The sequence below is a fragment of the Pseudomonas extremorientalis genome (assembly GCF_001870465.1).
Taxonomy (GTDB): Bacteria; Pseudomonadota; Gammaproteobacteria; order Pseudomonadales; family Pseudomonadaceae; genus Aquipseudomonas; species Aquipseudomonas extremorientalis.
This window is the reverse complement of the sequence record NZ_MDGK01000003.1, coordinates 1-18,719: the sequence shown is the minus strand read 5'-3', so window position 1 is coordinate 18,719 and position 18,719 is coordinate 1. Positions and strand designations below refer to the sequence as shown.

Annotated in this window: 13 protein-coding genes and 1 pseudogene; 7 read left to right on the top strand and 7 right to left on the bottom strand. The window is 62.6% G+C overall.

The features are described 5' to 3' along the window. Positions 1-55: 55 nt before the first annotated feature. The gene (gene proP, locus BFN10_RS00100; RefSeq protein WP_071487892.1) at positions 56-1,558 is read right to left on the bottom strand and encodes a glycine betaine/L-proline transporter ProP; all 1,503 of its coding nucleotides are present in this window, start codon (positions 1,556-1,558) and stop codon (positions 56-58) included. Positions 1,559-1,711: 153 nt separating this feature from the next. Between proP and BFN10_RS00095 the strand changes: the two genes are divergently transcribed. Beyond that, positions 1,712-2,242 (top strand): GNAT family N-acetyltransferase, encoded by a 531-nt coding sequence (locus tag BFN10_RS00095; protein WP_071487891.1) that lies wholly within the window; start codon positions 1,712-1,714, stop codon positions 2,240-2,242. A gap of 143 nt (positions 2,243-2,385) precedes the next feature. After that, positions 2,386-3,789, top strand: coding sequence for an MFS transporter (locus BFN10_RS00090; protein ID WP_071487890.1), 1,404 nt, complete (start codon positions 2,386-2,388; stop codon positions 3,787-3,789). Positions 3,790-3,826: 37 nt separating this feature from the next. Here the strand turns inward: BFN10_RS00090 and BFN10_RS00085 are convergent, their stop codons facing one another. The 3 genes from BFN10_RS00085 to BFN10_RS00075 all read right to left on the bottom strand — a co-directional run bounded on the left by BFN10_RS00085 (position 3,827) and on the right by BFN10_RS00075 (position 6,520). Continuing rightward, the gene (locus tag BFN10_RS00085; RefSeq protein ID WP_071487889.1) at positions 3,827-4,747 is read right to left on the bottom strand and encodes a bifunctional helix-turn-helix transcriptional regulator/GNAT family N-acetyltransferase; all 921 of its coding nucleotides are present in this window, start codon (positions 4,745-4,747) and stop codon (positions 3,827-3,829) included. Between the two features lie 70 nt (positions 4,748-4,817). Further along, positions 4,818-6,110: a PQQ-dependent sugar dehydrogenase gene (locus tag BFN10_RS00080; RefSeq protein WP_071487888.1), complete on the bottom strand. Its 1,293-nt coding sequence runs from the start codon at positions 6,108-6,110 to the stop codon at positions 4,818-4,820. Further along, positions 6,107-6,520, bottom strand: a complete 414-nt coding sequence (locus tag BFN10_RS00075; protein ID WP_071487887.1) for a DUF2231 domain-containing protein — start codon at positions 6,518-6,520, stop codon at positions 6,107-6,109. Before BFN10_RS00075 ends, BFN10_RS00080 begins: the two co-directional genes overlap by 4 nt. A 174-nt stretch (positions 6,521-6,694) precedes the next feature. On the opposite strand from BFN10_RS00075, the gene BFN10_RS00070 reads away from it, so the two are divergent. From BFN10_RS00070 to BFN10_RS00060, 3 genes are read left to right on the top strand one after another with little or no spacing between them, the layout of a single operon-like run. Continuing rightward, positions 6,695-7,723 (top strand): apurinic/apyrimidinic endonuclease family protein, encoded by a 1,029-nt coding sequence (locus tag BFN10_RS00070; protein ID WP_071487886.1) that lies wholly within the window; start codon positions 6,695-6,697, stop codon positions 7,721-7,723. A gap of 48 nt (positions 7,724-7,771) precedes the next feature. Next, positions 7,772-8,251: a P-loop nucleotide/nucleoside kinase family protein gene (locus tag BFN10_RS00065; RefSeq protein WP_071487885.1), complete on the top strand. Its 480-nt coding sequence runs from the start codon at positions 7,772-7,774 to the stop codon at positions 8,249-8,251. Continuing rightward, positions 8,248-9,024, top strand: a complete 777-nt coding sequence (locus BFN10_RS00060; protein WP_071487884.1) for a nucleotidyltransferase domain-containing protein — start codon at positions 8,248-8,250, stop codon at positions 9,022-9,024. The genes BFN10_RS00065 and BFN10_RS00060 overlap by 4 nt, the downstream gene beginning before the upstream one ends. Positions 9,025-9,058: 34 nt before the next feature. Here BFN10_RS00060 and BFN10_RS29955 read toward each other — a convergent pair whose 3' ends face one another. The 3 genes and pseudogenes from BFN10_RS29955 to BFN10_RS00050 form a co-directional block, all read right to left on the bottom strand. Next, complete coding sequence (locus tag BFN10_RS29955) at positions 9,059-9,826, bottom strand: methyl-accepting chemotaxis protein (RefSeq protein WP_371322060.1); 768 nt, start codon at positions 9,824-9,826, stop codon at positions 9,059-9,061. An 87-nt stretch (positions 9,827-9,913) separates the two neighbouring features. Then, positions 9,914-10,915: pseudogene (locus BFN10_RS29950) on the bottom strand (cache domain-containing protein); the annotation flags it as partial. Positions 10,916-11,147: 232 nt separating this feature from the next. Further along, positions 11,148-15,122 carry a bifunctional nitrate reductase/sulfite reductase flavoprotein subunit alpha gene (locus BFN10_RS00050; RefSeq protein ID WP_071487883.1) on the bottom strand — a complete coding sequence of 1,325 codons (3,975 nt, stop codon included), beginning with the start codon at positions 15,120-15,122 and terminating at the stop codon, positions 11,148-11,150. A gap of 581 nt (positions 15,123-15,703) precedes the next feature. Here BFN10_RS00050 and nirB point away from each other — a divergent pair. Both nirB and nirD read left to right on the top strand, forming a co-directional pair. Then, positions 15,704-18,244 carry a nitrite reductase large subunit NirB gene (gene nirB, locus BFN10_RS00045; RefSeq protein WP_071487882.1) on the top strand — a complete coding sequence of 847 codons (2,541 nt, stop codon included), beginning with the start codon at positions 15,704-15,706 and terminating at the stop codon, positions 18,242-18,244. Further along, entirely contained in the window at positions 18,244-18,606 is a 363-nt protein-coding gene (gene nirD / locus BFN10_RS00040) for a nitrite reductase small subunit NirD (protein WP_071487881.1), read from the top strand. The genes nirB and nirD overlap by 1 nt, the downstream gene beginning before the upstream one ends. Positions 18,607-18,719: the final 113 nt, after the last annotated feature.

Sequence of the window (18,719 nt, the reverse complement as noted above, 5' to 3'; positions counted from 1 at the left end):
GGTTGAACTCTCCAGAAACATGGCGGCGGGTGGGGCCGCCATGCAGGGTCAGGCTTCAGTTGATACGCGGATGTTGCTGCGCCAGGGTCTGGCGCTTGGCTTCCAATTCGGCAATCCGCGCGTCGATATCTTCGATCTTTTGCTCGATGTTGTCGTGATGTTCCTGCAACAACTCCTTGGCTTCTTCCATGTCCGACGCCGCCGGCGCTGCGCCACGCAATGGCTTGTTGGCGGTTTCCTTCATGGTCAGGCCAGTGACCAGGCCGACCACCGCAAACACCATCAGGTAGTAGGCGGGCATGTACAGGTTGTCGGTGCTTTCCACCAGCCAGGCCACGGCGGTCGGCGTGACACCGGCGATCAATACCGAGACATTGAACGCACTGGCCAATGCACTGTAGCGCAAGTGAGTGGGGAACATCGCGGGGAGTGTGGAGGCCATTACGCCGATGAAGAAGTTGAGGATCACCGCGAGGATCAGCAGGCCGGCGAAAATCAGGCCGATCTTGCCGCTGGTGATCAGCATAAACGCCGGAATGGACAGGAACAGCAGACCGATACTGCCAGCGATGATGAACGGCTTGCGGCCGATCTTGTCGCTGACAAAACCGATGAACGGCTGCACGAACAGCATGCCGACCATGATCGCGATGATGATCAGCACGCCGCTGTTTTCTTTGTAGTGCAGGTTATGGGACAGGTAGCTCGGCATGTAGGTGAGCAGCATGTAGTACGTCACGTTGGTGGCCGCGACGATACCGATGCAGGTCAGCAGGCTGCGCCAGTGCTTGGTCGCGACCTCCTTGAACGAGACTTTGGGGCCGTGGGTCAAGCCTTCACGGTCGCCCTGTTCCATTTTGTCCATGTGCTGCTGGAACGCCGGGGTTTCCTCCAGGGCGTGACGCAGGTACAGGCCGATGATGCCCAGGGGCAGGGCAAGGAAGAACGGCAGGCGCCAGCCCCATGACTCGAAGTCGGCTTCGCCCAGGATGCTGGAAATCAGCACCACCACACCGGCGCCCAGCACGAAGCCGGCGATGGAGCCGAAGTCCAGCCAGCTGCCGAGGAAGCCGCGCTTGCGGTCCGGCGCATACTCCGCGACGAAGATCGACGCACCGGTGTATTCGCCACCCACCGAAAACCCCTGGGCCATTTTGCACAGCAACAGCAGGATCGGCGCCCAGATGCCAATCGAGGCGTAGGAGGGGATCAGGCCGATGGCGAAGGTGCTCAGGGACATGATCACGATGGTCGCGGCCAGGACCTTTTGCCGCCCGTATTTATCACCCAGTGCACCGAAGAACAGGCCACCCAGGGGACGGATCAGGAACGGCACGGAGAAGGTGCCCAGTGCTGCGATCATTTGTACGCTGGGCGAGGCATCGGGGAAGAACACCTTGCCGAGCACATAGGCGACAAACCCATAGACGCCAAAGTCGAACCATTCCATGGCGTTACCCAGGGCGGCGGCGGTGATCGCCTTGCGCACCTTGGTGTCGTCGACGATGGTGATGTCTTTCAATCCGATGGGCTTGACGCTTTTCTTACGTAATTTCATGCGGGGCACTCTAAAGCAGAACAGGGGAGGCGCCATCACTGCGATGGCACCGCTCTGTCACTTCAGATACAAGCGGACATGAAATAATTCACCACTATTTGCGTTTTTTTGCAGATGGATTGAACTTTGTCCGCCCACACACGAGTTATGCGAATGCCAGCCGCCCATTCCCGCCTTGTCTACCGCCAGCCGCAGCCGGGCGACCTGCAGCGATTGTTCGCGATCTTCGGCGACCCGCAGACCAACCTGTTCAACCCATCGGGCCCCATGGCCAGCCTGGCGGCGGCGCAGCGCCTGCTGGATCACTGGCGTGAACAGTGGGCGACCCAAGGGTACGGCTGGTGGGCAATTGCACGGCGCGAGACGCCGGACCACATCATCGGCTTCGGCGGTATCGCGCCGCTCAACTACCTGACCGAGCGGCGCATCAACCTGGGTTACCGTCTTGCGGTGGAGGCCTGGGGGCAGGGCTATGCCACCGAGTTGGGGCGCGACGCGTTGGCACTGGCATTCGACAGCCTGGGGTTGCCCGAGGTGTTCGGGCTGGTGCGACCGGATCATGGGGCCTCGATCCGGGTGCTGGAAAAGATCGGCATGCAGCCTTTTGGTGTGCTCGACGATGTACCGGGCAAAGCGCCCAGCCTGGTCATGCGTATTTGTCATCCTACAACTGTATTTGCCTGACCTTTTACAGACCCACGTAGAACCTCGATAAACGGCAATCTTTCAGATTGACAGCCGGTAGGCGGCCCGATATAAAAGTCGCAGTTGTACGACGACATATGACGTTACATATGTCCTACCTAACAAAAATAAAAAGTGATGCCATGAACTTGAACGAGCCCATCCACGCTCACCGCGTTGGCCAAGCGGTAGGCAACTATCGCTGGACCATCTGCGCGATGCTGTTCTTCGCGACTACCGTCAACTACCTAGACCGCCAGGTGCTCAGCCTGTTGGCACCGCAGTTGTCCACGCAATTTGGCTGGAGCAACACCGATTACGCGAACATCGCGGCGGTGTTCCAGTTTGTCTACGCGATCTCCATGCTGTTCGCCGGGCGCTTCGTCGACAAGATCGGCACCAAGGCGGCCTATGTGGTGGCGATTGGCATCTGGTCCACGGGCGCGATCATGCATGCCTTCTCGGTGCCGATGGGCGAGGGCATCGCGGTCATCAGCGGCGCGATCGGCCTGGCGGTGATCCCGGTGTCGATTGCCGGCTTCATGTTGTCCCGTGCGGTACTGGCGATTGGCGAGGCGGGCAACTTCCCGATCGCGATCAAGGCCACAGCCGAATATTTCCCCAAGAAAGAACGCTCGCTGGCCACCGGTATCTTCAACTCCGGCGCCAACGTGGGCGCGATCCTGGCGCCGATCTGCGTGCCATTGATTGCCGGTCTGTGGGGCTGGGAAGCGGCGTTTATCGTCATCGGCGGGCTCGGCTTCGTGTGGGTCGCGGTGTGGATCGCGCTCTACCGCAAGCCGGAGGAGCAAAAACGCCTGTCGGCCGCAGAACTGGCCTACATCCGCAGTGACCAGACCGTGCAGCCGTTCACCCCGTCACCGGCCGGCGCCGTGGAGAAAAAAGTCTCGTGGTTCAAGTTGCTCACCTATCGCCAGACCTGGGCCTTTGCCTTCGGCAAGTTCATGACCGATGGCGTGTGGTGGTTCTTCCTGTTCTGGCTGCCCACCTACCTGTCGGCGCAGTACGGCATGAAAGGCGCCGATATCGTCATGCCGCTGGCGGTGCTGTACAGCATGACCATGGTCGGCAGCATTGGTGGCGGCTGGTTCCCCTGCTACTTCATGGCGCGCGGCGATGCACCGTACGACGGGCGCATGAAAGCCATGCTGGTGATCGCATTGTTCCCGCTGGTGGTGTTGCTGGCCCAGCCGTTGGGCTATATCAGCTTCTGGGTGCCGGTACTGCTGATCGGTGTGGGCGCCTCGGCGCACCAGGCGTGGTCGTGCAACATCTTCACCACCGTCTCGGACATGTTCCCGCAGAAAACCGTGGCCTCGGTGGTCGGTATCGGTGGCATGGCCGGCGGCCTGGGCGGCGTGGTCATGACCAAGATCGGCGGCTGGGTGTTCGACTACTACAAGTCCATCAACGACATCCATACCGGCTACATGATCATGTTCGCGATCTGTGCGCTGGCCTACCTGGTGGCCTGGAGCGTGATGAAGACGTTGGTGCCGCGCCACAAGGAAATCACTGACCTGTAAGGCTCCACGTCCCGCGCCGCCATGGCGCGGGGCTGTTTCACAGCGGGCGAGCCCAGGTCTGGCTGACCAGGGCTTTGCCGAAGCTGACCATCGGCTCTTCCTCCACCAGCTCGAACCCGGCTTTCTGATACAGCTTGCGCGCGTCGGTCAGAATATCCACGGTCCACAGCAGCATGCGTGTGTAGCCCACCTGGCGGGCAAAACGTACGCACTCATCCACCAGGCGCTGGCCAATACCCATGCCCCGTGCGCTGGCATCCACGTAGAGCATGCGCAGCTTGGCCGTGGTCTGGTCATGGCGGATCACGAACACCGAGCCCACCACCTCGCCGTCCTTTTCCGCGATCCAGCAGCGCTCGCACGTGGGGTCATATTCGCGCAGATACTTGGCGACGATCTCCGCCACCAGCGCTTCGAATTCCCAATTCCAGCCGTATTCACGGGCATAGATCGCGGTTTGCTGCTGCACCACGCGGCCCATGTCGCCGGGTTGCGGGTCACGCAACAGATAGCTGGGCGCGGTGCCTTGCAGCAGAGCTTGGATGCGCTTCATCGCTTCGGTGAGTTGTTGCTGTTGCGGTTCGGGCAGGCTCTCGAGCAGGGCGATGACTTCGCGCTGGGTTTGCTGCTCCAGCGGCGCCAGCACGGCGCGGCCGTGGTCGGTGAGGTGCAATTGCACGGCGCGGGCGTCGGTGGCGCAGCGGACTTTCTGGATCAGGCCGCGCTTTTCAAAGCCACTGGTCAGCCGGCTCAGGTAACCCGCGTCGAGGCCGAGCATCTGGCACAGGTCGGCGCTGGTAAGGTCCCCCCGGGAAGACAACTCGTACATCACGCGGATTTCAGTGAGGGAGTAGTCGCTTTGCAGCAAGTGTTCCTGCAACACGCCGATCTGGTGGGTGTAGAAGCGGTTGAAGCCGCGCACGATGCCGGCGCGTTCGACAAGCAAGGGGGTGGACATGCTGAAATGCTCGAATGGTTGCCTGAGGCAACAATATTGTTGCTTCAGGCAACCATGTCAAACATTTTGTTTAGCGGTTCCGCGTCACGCGCCAAACGGTATTGGCCAGGTCATCGGCAATGATCAGCGCACCTTTCGGGTCCACCGTCACACCCACCGGGCGCCCACGAGTCTTGCCGTCGTCGCCGCGAAAGCCGGTGGCGAAGTCGATGGGCTCACCGGACGGCTTGCCATTGCTGAACGGCACGAAGATCACCTTGTAGCCCACCGGGTTGTCGCGGTTCCAACTGCCGTGCTCGCCGACGAACACACCATCGGCAAACTGCTCGCCCATCTGCGGGATGGAAAAGTCCACGCCAAGGGCGGCCACGTGGGAGCCCAGGCTGTAATCCGGCTTGATCGCGGCGGCCACCTTGGCCGGGTTCTGCGGTTGGGCGCGTGGGTCGACGTTCTGACCCCAGTAGCTGTACGGCCAGCCGTAGAACGCGCCTTCACGCACCGAGGTCAGGTAGTCCGGCACCAGGTCCGGGCCCAGTTCGTCGCGCTCGTTGACCACCGTCCACAGTTGTCCGGTGTCCGGCTGGATGGTCAGCGCCGTGGGGTTGCGCAAGCCAGTGGCGTAGGGCTTGTGCGCACCGGTGGCGGCATCGATCTGCCAGACCATCGCGCGGTCGATCTCCACTTCCATGCCGCGTTCGGTGACGTTGCTGTTGGAGCCGATGCCCACATAAAGCTGGCTGCCATCGGCGCTCACGGCCAGGGACTTGGTCCAGTGATGGTTGATCTGCGCCGGCAGGTCGGTGACGGTGCTCGGCGGGCCGCTGGCTTTGGTCTGGCCGTCGGCGTAGTCGAAGCTCACCAGTGCGTCCTGGTTGGCCACGTAGAGTTTGCCGTTGGCAAACGCCAGGCCGTAGGGGGCGTTGAGGTTGTCGGCGAACACGGTCTTGAGTTCGTAGGTGCCGTCACCATCGGCGTCGCGCAGCAGGGTCAGGCGGTTGCCGCTCTTGACCTTGGTGTTGCCCTCGGCCTTGATCAGGCTGGCGATCACATCCTTGGGCTTGAGCTTGGCCGCACTGCCGCCACGGCCTTCGGCAACCAGGATATCGCCGTTGGGCAGCACCAGGGTCTGGCGCGGGATGGCCAGGTCGGTGGCAATCGCGGTGATGCTGTAGCCGTCCGGCACCTTGGGTTTCTGTTCGCCCCAGGGCGCAGGTTCGGCGATTTTCATGCTCGGCAACAGGCTGCTTTGCTGTTCCGGCAGCTTGGGATCGGGGCCACGGGCCTGGGTCTTGTCGCCTCCGCCACCGCAGGCACTCAGCAACAGCGCGGCGCTCAATAGGGTCAGGGTGCTGGACGTTTTCATTTGACACCTCCCGAACGCAGGCCGGTCCAGGTGGCCGCCAACGTCAGCAGCAAGACAATGGCCGACAGGATCAGGCCGCCGGGCATCGAGGCGTAGGCGTCCTTGGCATGCTGGAAGGCATTGACCAGGCCCAGTACCCAAGTGGCCAACAGCAACAGCACATAGCGAGTGGGTTGACCGGCCTTGTGCTCGGCGCGCAGCAGGTTGACCAGCGCGAACAGAAACGCGAAACCGGCAAACACCAACGCGCCGGCAATCAGCCAGGAGGCGAAGTTGGCCCATTGGATCTGGTAGGTCTGGGTGTAGGCAATGTCGCTGAGCAAGGCACCAAGAAACAACGGCACGGTGCCGGCGAGCAAGGTCGCATGCAGCGGCCCTGGGGCATATCGGTAAACGGGGAGGGTAGTCATACGGGGGCGGCTCCTTGTTGTACAACGCCCCTGGACGGGGCAGCGCATAAGAAGTGAACGCAGCGCCGGTGAGAAAGTTCAGCGTGAAACGTTTCGAAATAGTGGGAACCCGCCTGGGTCGACCCCGGACTAACCCCGTATCATTCGCTCCTTTTTCCTACGCCAGGCGCCTCCATGACTCACCCTCGCATTGGCTTCGCGTGCCAATACAAACATCCCGAACGGCTACTGTCGGCCAGCGCCCAAAAGCTGATCGAAGGTCCGTTCAACCCGCGCACCACCACGTTGCGTTGGATGGACAGCGTTACACCGCAGGTGGCCCGGGACAAACTGGTGGAAGTGGTCACGCACAACCTGGCCGCTCAATTGCGCCTGCTGGCGTATGTCGCTGAATTGCCTTCGACCCTGCGCATGCTGCGCTTGAGCAGCGACCTGTTGCCGTTCTACAGCCATGCCAAAGTGGCCAGCGTCTACAAGGACCCGGCTATCGAGCGTCAATTGGTTGAGGGTTTTACCGCCATCGGTGAGTTGGCCCGCGCCTCGGATATCCGCCTGTCATTCCACCCGGGCCAATACTGTGTACTCGGCTCCGAAAACCCCGGCGTGGTGGAAAACAGCCTTGCCGAATTCGAATACCACGCCGACATGATCCGCATGATGGGTTATGGCCGGCGCTTCCAGGACCTCAAGTGCAACGTGCATATCGCCGGCCGCCTCGGCGTGGAAGGCACCCGCGCCGTGTGGTCGCGCCTGTCGGAGGTGGCGCGCAACTGCATCACGTTCGAGAACGACGAAAAGACCTATGGCCTGGACCATTGCCTGCAAGTCGCCGACCTGGCACCGGTGGTCCTGGACATCCACCACTGCTGGATCAACGAAAACGACTACATCGACCCCCACTCGGAGCGGGTCGCCCGGGTGATTGAAAGCTGGCGCGGCGTGCGACCGACCATGCATTACTCCCAGCCCCCGGAGAGCCTGCAAGAGCTGGGCTTTGATGCCGAGCACAAGCTGGAAATGGACGCGTTGTTGCAGGTGGTGTCCAAGCGCGACCTCTACGCCCACAGCGCACAGATGTGGAACCGCTGGACCAACGATTATGCGCTGCAGTTTCTCGACCGCTTCGACATCATGCTCGAAGCCAAGGACAAGAATGTCGCGGCCCTGGCGTTCCACGAGCATTGGAAACGGGGCGTTGTGTGATCAATCCATGGCGGTCATGCTGGCGGGACTGACATAAGGAACCGCCCCATGCCAACCCTGCATTTGCTCTGCGGCAAGATCGCCTCCGGCAAGTCCACGCTCGCCAAGACCCTCGCCACTGAGCACGCTGCCATTGTGCTCAGTGAAGACCACTGGCTCGCCACGCTTTACCCCGGTGAAATCCACGCGATTGCGGATTACATCAAATGCGCCCAGCGTATTCGCGGCGTACTGGGCCCCTTGGTGATCAATGTGCTGCAGTCGGGCCTCGACGTGGTGCTGGATTTCCCTGCCAATACAGTGGCCAGTCGCGAATGGCTGCTGGGGTTGGCACACGCCGCCAAGGCCCGGCACTGCCTGCACTACCTGGAACTGGATGACGCCACCTGCCGGGCCAGGCTGCATGCGCGCAACGCCCAGGGTGAGCATGACTTTGCCGCCACTGATGCTGAGTTTGATCTGATTACCCGCCATTTCAGTGTACCGAGCGAGGCTGAAGGCCTGGTGATCGAGAGGCATCACCCATGAGCCCGGCGCAATCCGTGGGGGTGGACGCCGAGGGCTTTATCCTTACGGTTCCCCACGTCCCCGTGCAGCGTGAGTTTCAGCCACTGCTCGAGGCTGCCTGCAACGTGCTCTCGCAGCCTGACTTGGGAGTGGACGGCCTTTATCTTTATGGCAGCGTCGCGCGTGGCGATGCGCTGCCGGGCGTTTCCGATCTTGATCTGACGGTGGTGCTATGTGAGCCGCCGACTTCTGCAGTTTTGGAGCGGTTGGAGCGGGTGCGATGTGACCTGGCCGTGCGGTACCCGCAAGTCACCAAGGTGGATTTCGATATCGGCAGCCGCGCACAGGTACTGGCCATCGAAAACGGCAACAGCTGGGGATTCTGGCTCAAGCACCACTGCCGGTGCGTGTGGGGCAATGATCTGTCGGCGCAGTTCGAGCGGTTTCGGCCATCACTGGATATTGCCCTGGCCGTGAACGGTGACTTTGAAGCGGTGCTCACCGCTTACCTTGGCCGCATCGCACATGCCGCCAACGAACAGGAGCGACTCCGCCTGCAGCGCGAAGCGTCACGCAAGCTGCTCAGAGCCACCCAGATACTCTGCGGTGAGCAGGCATCGTGGCCGCATACGCTGGAAATGCATGTGGCGCTGTTCGTAAAGGAGTACCCATCCAAGATGACTCAGGTGGCCTTCTTTTTGTTCGAGGCCCGGAACCCGAGTGCCGACCGTGAAACATTCACGGCTCGACTTCAGGCGTTCCAGGCCTGGATGGTTGCGCAATCGCGCATTTGAGCGTTTGCCATGTGGCGCCAGAGCACTGACTTCCTCAGGACTTGAAGCGCCCCACCAATCCATTCAATTCATCCGACAGAGTGGACAAGCGCCCCGAGTCGTCCTGCGCCGAGTTGGCCAGGCTCTCCACCAGGCGTGCCTCGTCGTAGATCTGCTGGATGTGCCGGTTGATCTCTTCGGCCACGCTGTGTTGTTCCTCGGCGGCGGCAGAAATCTGCAGGTTCTGGTCGCGGATCTCGTTCACCGACGTCTGGATACCTTCGAAGCTGTCCCGCGCACTTTCGATGGATGACACACTGGCCCGCGACAAGTCCAGGCAACTGCCCATCTTCTGGGTGACTTCCTGGGTCTTGTTTTCCAGGGTGCCGAGCAGTTGCTCGATCTCGCCGGTGGAGTCGGACGTGCGCTTGGCCAGGGCTCGCACTTCATCGGCCACCACCGCGAAGCCACGGCCCTGGTCACCGGCACGGGCGGCCTCGATGGCGGCGTTGAGGGCCAGCAGGTTGGTCTGTTCGGCAATCGCGCGGATGGTGCCGAGGATCTGGTTGATGCTGCGGCTGCCAGCTTCCAGTTCGACCATGGCCTGGGACGACTCGGTGAGACGGCGCCCCAGGCGGTTGACGTTGTCGGTGGTGACTTCGATCTGCTGCTTGCCCTCGGCCACGCGACGGTGGCCGTTTTCGGCGGACTCCGCGGCGCCGCTGCAGGAGCGGGCGACTTCGTTGGCGGTGGCGACCATTTCATTGAATGCGGTCGACACCAATTCAACGGCCTCGCGCTGGCGTCCGGCCGCCTCGTTCATATTGTGCGCCACCTCGCTGTTGACCTTGGAAGCGTTCTGCAAATTGGCCGACGCCGCGCCGATGTGCTGGATCAGTTGGCGGATCGCCGCGAGGAACTTGTTGAACCAGCCGGCCAGCTCGGCGGTTTCATCCTTGCCCTGCACCTGCAGTTCGTGGCGCAAGTCGCCTTCGCCCTGGGCGATGGACTGCAAGCCGGTGCTGACCTGGCCGATGGGCTTGACGATGACCTTGGAGAACGCCGCCGCGATCAGCCCGAAAATCAGCACCAGCACGCCGACGATGATGGCCGTGAGGTAGGTCATGCGCGTGGCTTCGGCCATGACTTCACGGTGTTCGATCAGGCCGATATAGCGCCAGCCAAGGCCGGGGGAGGTCCACACGTTGGCCATGTAGCGCACGCCGTCGATCACCACCTCAGTAGATCCCTGAGGTGTGTCGGCCAGCTGCGCATAGGGCGCGCCCAGGTCCTTGAGCGGCTTGAAGCTGTGGGCGGCGTCACGCGGATCCACCAGCACCACGCCGTCTTCGATCAGCATCACGTAGCCGCTTTCGCCCAGCTTGATGCTCTTGACCAGTTCGGTGAGGTTTTTCAGGGAGACGCTGACCACGAACACGCCCTTGGCCTTACCGTTTTCCAGCATCGCCCGGGCTGTGCCCACCAATGCTACATCGTCCTTGTCGTAGTAATACGCGGGGGTGCGCACGGTTTTACCGGGGCTGGCCATGGCCGCCTTGTACCAGGGGCGGGTGCGCGGATCGTATTTGGCCAGTTGGGGGTCATCCGGCCATTTGGCGTAGGTGCCGTCTTCCAGGCCGATGGACAGGATCGCCGCCGCCGGGTGGGTGGCGCCAAAGCGTGCGAAGCGCTCGATCACGGCTTGAGCCTCGGCCGGCAGCGGTTGGCTGGCGGCATCGGCGGCCTGGTAGTTCTTCAGCGTGCTGACGGAAGTGTATACAGGATCAGTGGCCATCTGATCGACGTTTTGCAACGTGCCATCGAAGAACTGGCGAATGTTGCCGTCGATCTGGCGAATCTCCCGGGTGCTGCCATCGATGAACTGATCCACCGCCTGGGTCCGCGTGTTCATGACCGAAATCACGGCCACCAGGCTGACCGGAATAAATGCAACAGAGACAAATGCCAGGACCAGCTTATTTTTTATTTTCATCGAGACGACCATCAGCGTGAAGGGCGGCCAAATCGCTGCGTTCCTTGATCAGGAATCAGGCGATTTGCTATCACTGCTGTTTCGGCCTGGCACCGATAAATCTTTAGGGTTTTTTGTACACAATACAAAGTGCGTATTGTTCTGTATCCAATCAATACACATCACGCAGATAACGTTTCTGTTCGCTCATCTGCCGCCAGTACTCCACGGCGCCCTCAACGCCAAGCCCGCCGTGGGTTTGCGCGACCTGGCGCAAGGCCTGGTCGACGTCCTTGGCCATGTGGCTGGCATCGCCGCAGATGTACAGCCTGGCGCCGTCCTGTAGCCAGCGCCACAGCTCGGCACCCTGTTCGCGGATGCGGTCCTGCACATACACCTTTTGCGCCTGGTCGCGGGAGAACGCCAGGCTCAGGTGGGTGAGCAGGCCATCGCGCTGCATACCTTGCAACTCGTCTTGGTAGTAGAAGTCGCTGGCGGCGTGCTGTTCACCGAAGAACAGCCAGTTGCGCCCCTGATGACCCAGCGCCCGGCGTTCCTGCAAGAACCCACGGAACGGCGCGATGCCGGTGCCGGGGCCGATCATGATCATCGGCACCTCTGCGTCGGTGGGCGTGCGGAAGTGTTTCGACGGTTGCACGAATAGCGGCACTTCCCCGTCACCGACGCGGTCGGCGAGGAAGGTCGAGGACACGCCTTTGCGCTTGCCATAACGCACAGCGGCCACGGTGAGGTGCACCTCGTGCGGGTACGCCTTGGCGCTGGAGGCGATCGAATATAAGCGCGGTTGCAGACGCTTGAGGGTGCCCAGCAGCTCGTCCGCCGAGCACTCGATGGGGTATTCCTGCAACACATCCGCCAGTTGCCGACCCCACAGCCAGTCATTGAGTTCGGCCTTGTGCTCGGGGTTGAGCAAGTGCTTGAGACCCGGGTTGACGCTGCGCTCGGCGATGAAGGCCAGGGTGTCGCTGCTGGGCCGGGCGATTTCGAAGTGCTGGGTGAGGGCCTGTTGCAACGGCACATCGCCGAAGGTGTCGATGTTCACGCAAGTACTGGCGTTCAGACGGGTGAGGTCGAGCAGTTCGCTGACCAGTTCGGGGCAGTTGCGTGGCCGTATACCCAGCGCATCCCCGGCTTCATAGGTCAGCCCGGAGTCGGCCAGGTCCAGGGCGAACTGGCGGGTTTCCTTGTGCGCGCTGTGCGGGTTGAGATGGCGGTTGAGCAGCAGGCGCGAGCCGTACAGCTTGGTTTTACCGGCGGGAGTGGCCGGTGCCACCGGTTTTGCCGGGTTGAGTGCCTGTTGGAACCGCGCCAGCCAGGCATCCGCGGCGGCTTCGAATTCAGTGTCGCAGTCCACCCGTTCCAGCAGGCGCGTTGCCCCCAGTTCCAGCAAGCGCCGGTCCAGTTGCTTGCCGTGGTTGCAGAACTGGTCGTAGTTGGCGTCGCCCAAGGCCAATACCGCAAAGCGCAACGACTCCAGGCGAGTCTCGGCGGTGCGCAGGCTGTGCCAGAAACCTTCGCCGTTGTCGGGCGGGTCGCCGTCGCCAAAGGTGCTGCTGATCAGCGCCAGGGTGTGGGTGCTTGCCAGTTTGCTCGCGGGGAAATCCGCCATCGCGCTCAGTTCCACGCTGATGCCTGTTTCGCGCAGGCGCTTGGCAAAGCGTTCGGCCAGGGCTTCGGCATTGCCGGTCTGCGAGGCCCACAGCAGGGTGACGGCCGGGGAGGGCGCGGCGAGGGGTTCAGTAGGACTGAACAAGCCGGCGAGCAAGCCGTTCAGCCATAAGCGTGACGCCTCGGTCAGCGGCGCAGTCGCCGGCAGGGTCGGTACGCCGAAACCCTGGCGCGCGGCGCTGGTGTGCAAGCCGCTGAGGAAGCCGGCGAGGTAGGTGCGTTCGTTGTCGCTCAGGGGCGGTGGCGATAGGTGGCGGATGCCGGTGATGTCAGCGAAGGCGTCGAGGCGCGACATGGCGGTGTCCTCTGCTACGGAGGAAGGGAGGTCGAGGAACTGGTGGTCGATCAGCTCGACACGGCTGAGGGCGACGGCGCAGCACTTGAACTCCGGCTGCAGGGAAATCGGGTCCACCGCATCATGGGTCACTGCGTTGATCGCCAGGTGTTCGCCGAACACGTCGTTCCAGTGAAACGGCGCAAAACAGTTGCCCGGCTGCACGCGGTCGGTGACTACGGCGGGCAGCACGGCATGGCCGCGTCGGGAGCGTATTTCGACCCGGTCCTTGTCCTTGATGCCCAGGCGGGCGGCGTCTTCGGGGTGCAGTTCGACGAAGGGGCCGGGGTTGAGTCTGTTCAGGGTGGCGATCTTGCCGGTCTTGGTCAGGGTATGCCATTGGTGCTGCACACGACCGGTGTTGAGTACGAAGGGAAATCCGTCGTCGGGCATCTCGGCGGGCGGCATATGCGGGCGAGCGAAGAACCGCGCCTTGCCGCTTTCGGTGGCGAAGGTGAGGGTGCCGCCATGGCGGTAGCGGATCGGGTTGCGGTGCGCTGCCTCAACCGATGCGCAGGGCCATTGCACAGGGTTTTCACGCAGGCGCGGGTAGCTGGCGCCACGGATGTCGTAGCCGGTCTTGGGGTTCCAGGCCTGTTTGATTTCTTCAAAGACCTCGGCGGCGGATGCGTAGGTGAAGGCCTCGGCAAAGCCCATCTCACAGGCGACCCGGGCGATGATCTGCCAGTCGGGCAGGGTCTCGCCGGGCGCGTCCACGGCCTTTTGCATCAGGGTCAGGTTGCGCTCGGAGTTGATCATCACGCCCTCGGCCTCGGCCCACAGTGCGCCGGGCAGCAGGATGTCGGCGTAGCGGTTGGTCTCGGTGTCGAGGAAGGCGTCTTGGCTGATCACCAGCTCGGCGGTGTGCAGGCCGTTGATCACGGTTTGCCGGTTGGGCACGCTGGCCACCGGGTTGGTGCAGATGATCCAGCAGGCCTTGATCCGGCCGGCGGCCATCTGCTCGAACATCGCCACGGTGCCACTGCCGGCCTGGCGCGGCAGGCTGTCGTGGGGGATCTGCCACAGGTTTTCGATGAAGGCGCGGTCCGCGTCCACCAACACTGAGCGCTGCCCCGGCAGGCCCGGACCCATGTAGCCCATCTCACGCCCGCCCATGGCATTGGGTTGGCCGGTGAGGGAAAACGGCCCGCTGCCTGTGCGGCAAATGGCGCCGGTGGCCAGGTGCAGGTTGCACAGCGCGTTGGTGTTCCAGGTGCCGTGGGTGCTCTGGTTGAGGCCCATGGTCCAGCAGCTCATCCACTCGGTGGCCTGGCCGATCCAGTCGGCGGCTTGGCGGATATCCGCTTCGGCGAGGCCGGTGATGGCGGCGACGTGCTCGGGGCAATAGTCCTCCAGAAATGGCGGCATCGCCTCCCAGCCTTCGGTGAAGTTCGCGATGAAGGCAGGATCGGTATGGCCGTTTTTCACCAGCAGGTGCAACAGGCCATTGAGCAGGGCCAGGTCGGTGCCGGGGTTGATCGGCAGGAACAGGTCGGCCTTGTCTGCCGTGGCGCTGCGCCGGGGGTCGACCACGATCAGCTTCGCCCCGGCCTTGACCCGGTCCATCATGCGCAGGAACAGGATGGGGTGACAGTCGGCCATGTTCGCGCCGATCACGAAGAACAGGTCGGCGCGGTCGAAGTCTTCATAGGAGCCCGGTGGGCCGTCGGAACCGAGGGACAGTTTGTAGCCACTGCCGGCGCTGGCCATGCACAGGCGCGAGTTGGACTCGATGTTGGCGGTGCGCACAAAGCCCTTGGCCAATTTGTTGATCAGGTACTGGGACTCCAGCGACATCTGGCCTGATACGTAGAAGGCCAGCGCGTCCGGGCCGTGTGTGTCGAGGGTCTGGCGCAGGCGCCGGGCGGTTTCGCTGATGGCCTTGTCCATGCCGAGGCGTACGGGGTCATGGTCGCGGGCCTGGCGCACATAGGCGTTCTCCATGCGGCCGGACTCGGCGATGGCCTGGCCGCAGGTAGTGCCCTTGGTGCACAGGCGCCCGAAGTTGGTGGGGTGGGCCTTGTCGCCGATCACCTTGACCACTTTATTGTGCTCGACCTGCAGGATGATGCCGCAGCCCACGCCACAATAGGGACACACACTGCGTATGTTTTGGTTGGCCATCTGAAACCCGTATAAACAAAAAAGGCGCCTTGTAACCCTCCGTTCAGAACGGGGGTTACACGGCGCCTTTGTCGTGAGAGGGCAGTCTGCGTTGACTGCCTGGTTGGAGTGTTCCTAGCAAGTCACGCGCCAGGTTTTTTTGTGGCGAGCGGGCTTGCCCCGCGTTGGGCTGCGAAGCAGCCTTGATCCAGACGCCGCGAGCTTCCAGAAAGATCGCGGCGTTTTCCTTTAGGGCCGCTACGCGGCCCAACGCGGGGCAAGCCCGCTCGCCACAGAAGGGGTTTGTGCACTTTTATGACGCGAGGTGCACCAGTTGGAGGCGATTACGCGCAGTTTCATCGCCGTTGTTTTGCGTGTGATGCCTTGAGTGCGGGCTTTGTCTTCGCTTGGCACAGACCCTGCAAGTTCCCCATCAACCCACCTCGGTCAACGACGATCGACAACCAGGGCAATAGCGGTGAGTCCGGCGCAGTCGCCTGATCCGAACCCGCACAAGAACAGGCAAAGACGCCTGGAACCGCAAGGTTTCAGGCGTTTTTTTTTGCTTTTAAAACCGTGATGAGCGTTGTCAGGTGCTTACTATGAATTCTCTCAAAACCTTGATCGTCGTCGGCAATGGCATGGTCGGCCACCACTGTGTGGCGCAACTGATCGAACGCGGCGCGCTGGCTCACTACCGTTTGCACGTGTTCAGCGAGGAGCCGATGCGCGCCTATGACCGGGTGCATCTGTCCGAGTATTTCACCGGGCGCGATGCCGAGTCGCTGGCGCTGTCCGACGCTGCGCTGTACCAGACGCCGGGGGTGACCCTGCACCTGGGCGTGCCGGTGCTGGAGATCGATCGCGTCCGCTGTGAAGTGATCACCGCCGACGGCTGTGTCGCCTACGACAAGCTGATACTGGCCACCGGCTCCTATCCGTTCGTGCCGCCGATCGAAGGCGCCGAGGGCGACTCACGCCTGGTGTATCGCACCCTTCAAGACCTGGATGCGATCCGCAAGGCCGCCGCCAATGCCCGACGCGGTGTGGTAGTGGGCGGTGGCCTGCTGGGCCTGGAAGCCGCCAATGCGCTGAAAAGCCTGGGCCTTGAAGCCCATGTGGTGGAGTTCGCGCCGCGCCTGATGCCGGTGCAACTGGATGACTTCGGCGGCCAGGCGCTCAAGGCGCAGATCGAGCGGCTGGGCGTGGGCGTGCATTTGTCACGGGCGACCCAGTCGATCAGCGCCGGCGCGCAGTACCGCTACCGCATGAACTTTGCCAATGACGAGTTCCTCGAAACCGACCTGATCGTGTTCTCCGCCGGCATCCGCGCCCAGGACGCACTGGCCCGCCAGGCCGGCCTGGACATCGGCCCGCGTGGCGGTGTGGTGATCAACGATGAATGCCTGAGCTGCGACCCGAATATCTACGCGATTGGCGAGTGCGCTTCCTGGAACGGCAGCCTGTTCGGCCTGGTCGCGCCGGGCTACCAGATGGCGCGGGGCGTCGCCGCGCTGCTCTGCGCGCAAACCGCCGAGCCGTTTGTGGGCGCCGACATGTCGACCAAGCTCAAGTTGCTCGGCGTGGACGTGGGGTCCATCGGCGACGCCCATGCGCACACGCCCGGGGCGCGCAGCTACCAATTCATCGACGAGGCCAGCGCCAGCTATCGGCGCCTGGTGGTGGATGCTTCGGGCAAGCAGGTGATCGGTGCCGTATTGGTCGGCGATAACAGCTACTACGACACGTTGCTGCAGTACATGCAGAACGGCATCGCGTTGCCGTCTGAACCGGCCAGCCTGATCCTGCCGTCTTCCAGCGGCGCACCCACCCTCGGCCCCGGTGCGCTGCCGGAATCGGCTACCGTATGCTCTTGCCATAACGTGACCAAAGGCGCGATCTGCTCTGCCATCGACGGCGGTTGCAGCGACCTCGGCCTGCTCAAGTCGCAGACCAAGGCCTGCACCGGTTGCGGCGGCTGCGCCGGGTTGCTCAAGCAGGTGTTCGAGCATGAGCTGATCGCCCGTGGCGTGAGTGTCGACAAGAGCCTGTGCGAACACTTTGCCCATACCCGCCAGGAGCTGTACGCGCTGGTGCGCGTGGAAGGCATCGTCACCTTCGACGAACTGCTGGCCAAACATGGCCGTGGTCACACTGGTTGCGACGTGTGCAAGCCGGCGGTGGGCTCGATCCTGGCGTCGTGCTGGAACCAGCCGATCATGGATCCGTCCCTGGTGCCGTTGCAGGACACCAACGATACGTTCATGGCCAACATGCAGAAGAATGGCACCTACTCGGTGGTGCCGCGTATTCCGGGTGGCGAGATCACTGCGGACAAACTCATTGTGATCGGTGAAGTGGCGAAGAAATATGACCTCTACACCAAGATCACCGGCGGCCAGCGCATCGACCTGTTTGGCGCACAGCTGCACGAGTTGCCGGATATCTGGGGCGAATTGATCGCGGCCGGTTTCGAGACCGGCCATGCGTACGGCAAGTCCACGCGTACGGTGAAGTCCTGCGTGGGCAGCACCTGGTGCCGCTACGGCGTGCAAGACAGCGTGAAAATGGCGCTGCTGATCGAAGACCGCTACAAGGGCCTGCGTTCGCCGCACAAGCTCAAGTTCGCGGTGTCCGGCTGCACCCGCGAGTGCGCCGAAGCCCAGAGCAAGGACGTGGGCGTGATCGCCACCGAGAAAGGCTGGAACCTCTACATCGCCGGCAACGGCGGCATGCGCCCGCGCCATGCGGAGCTGTTCGCCACCGACCTGGATGACGCCACGCTGATTCGCTACATTGATCGCTTCCTGATGTTCTACATCCGCACCGCCGACAAGCTGCAGCGCACCTCGGTGTGGCGCGAGAGCCTGGACGGCGGCCTGGATTTTCTCAAGGACGTGATCCTGCACGACAGCCTGGGCCTGGGCGCCGAACTCGAAGCGCAGATGCAACGGGTGGTCGACCGCTACGAATGCGAGTGGGCCAACGCCCTCAAGGACCCGGAAAAACTCAAGCGCTTTCGCACCTTCGTCAACGACAAACGCCCCGACCCGGACATCCACTTCGTCCAGGAACGCGGCCAGCGCCGGCCAATCATGGCCGCCGAACTCAACCTGATTGCCGTCACCGAGGAGATTGCCTGATGAGCCAAGCCACTACCCAACGCAACCTGGCCACCTGGACGCAGGTGTGCCGCGAGCAAGACCTGGTGAGCAACTCCGGCGTGGTGGTGTGGCTGGACGGCGCGCAAGTCGCACTGTTCTATCTGCCGGGCGCGCAGGCGCAGACGCTGTATGCCATCGACAATCACGACCCGCAGTCGGGGGCGAATGTGATCGGTCGCGGTTTGATCGGCAGCATCAAGGGTGACCTGGTGGTGGCGGCGCCGATCTACAAGCAACATTACCGCCTGGCAGACGGGCAGTGCCTGGAGGCGCCGGAGCAGCGCTTGCGGGTATGGCCGGTGCGGTTGAACGGTGGGGTGGTGGAGTTGGCGTTGGATTGATGCCGTGCGCGGGCTTGCTGAGGTGAACGGGCTTGCTGAGGTCAAAGGGCTTGTTGTGGCGAGCGGGCTTGCCCCGCGTTGGGCTGCGCAGCAGCCCCAATCCCAACACCTCG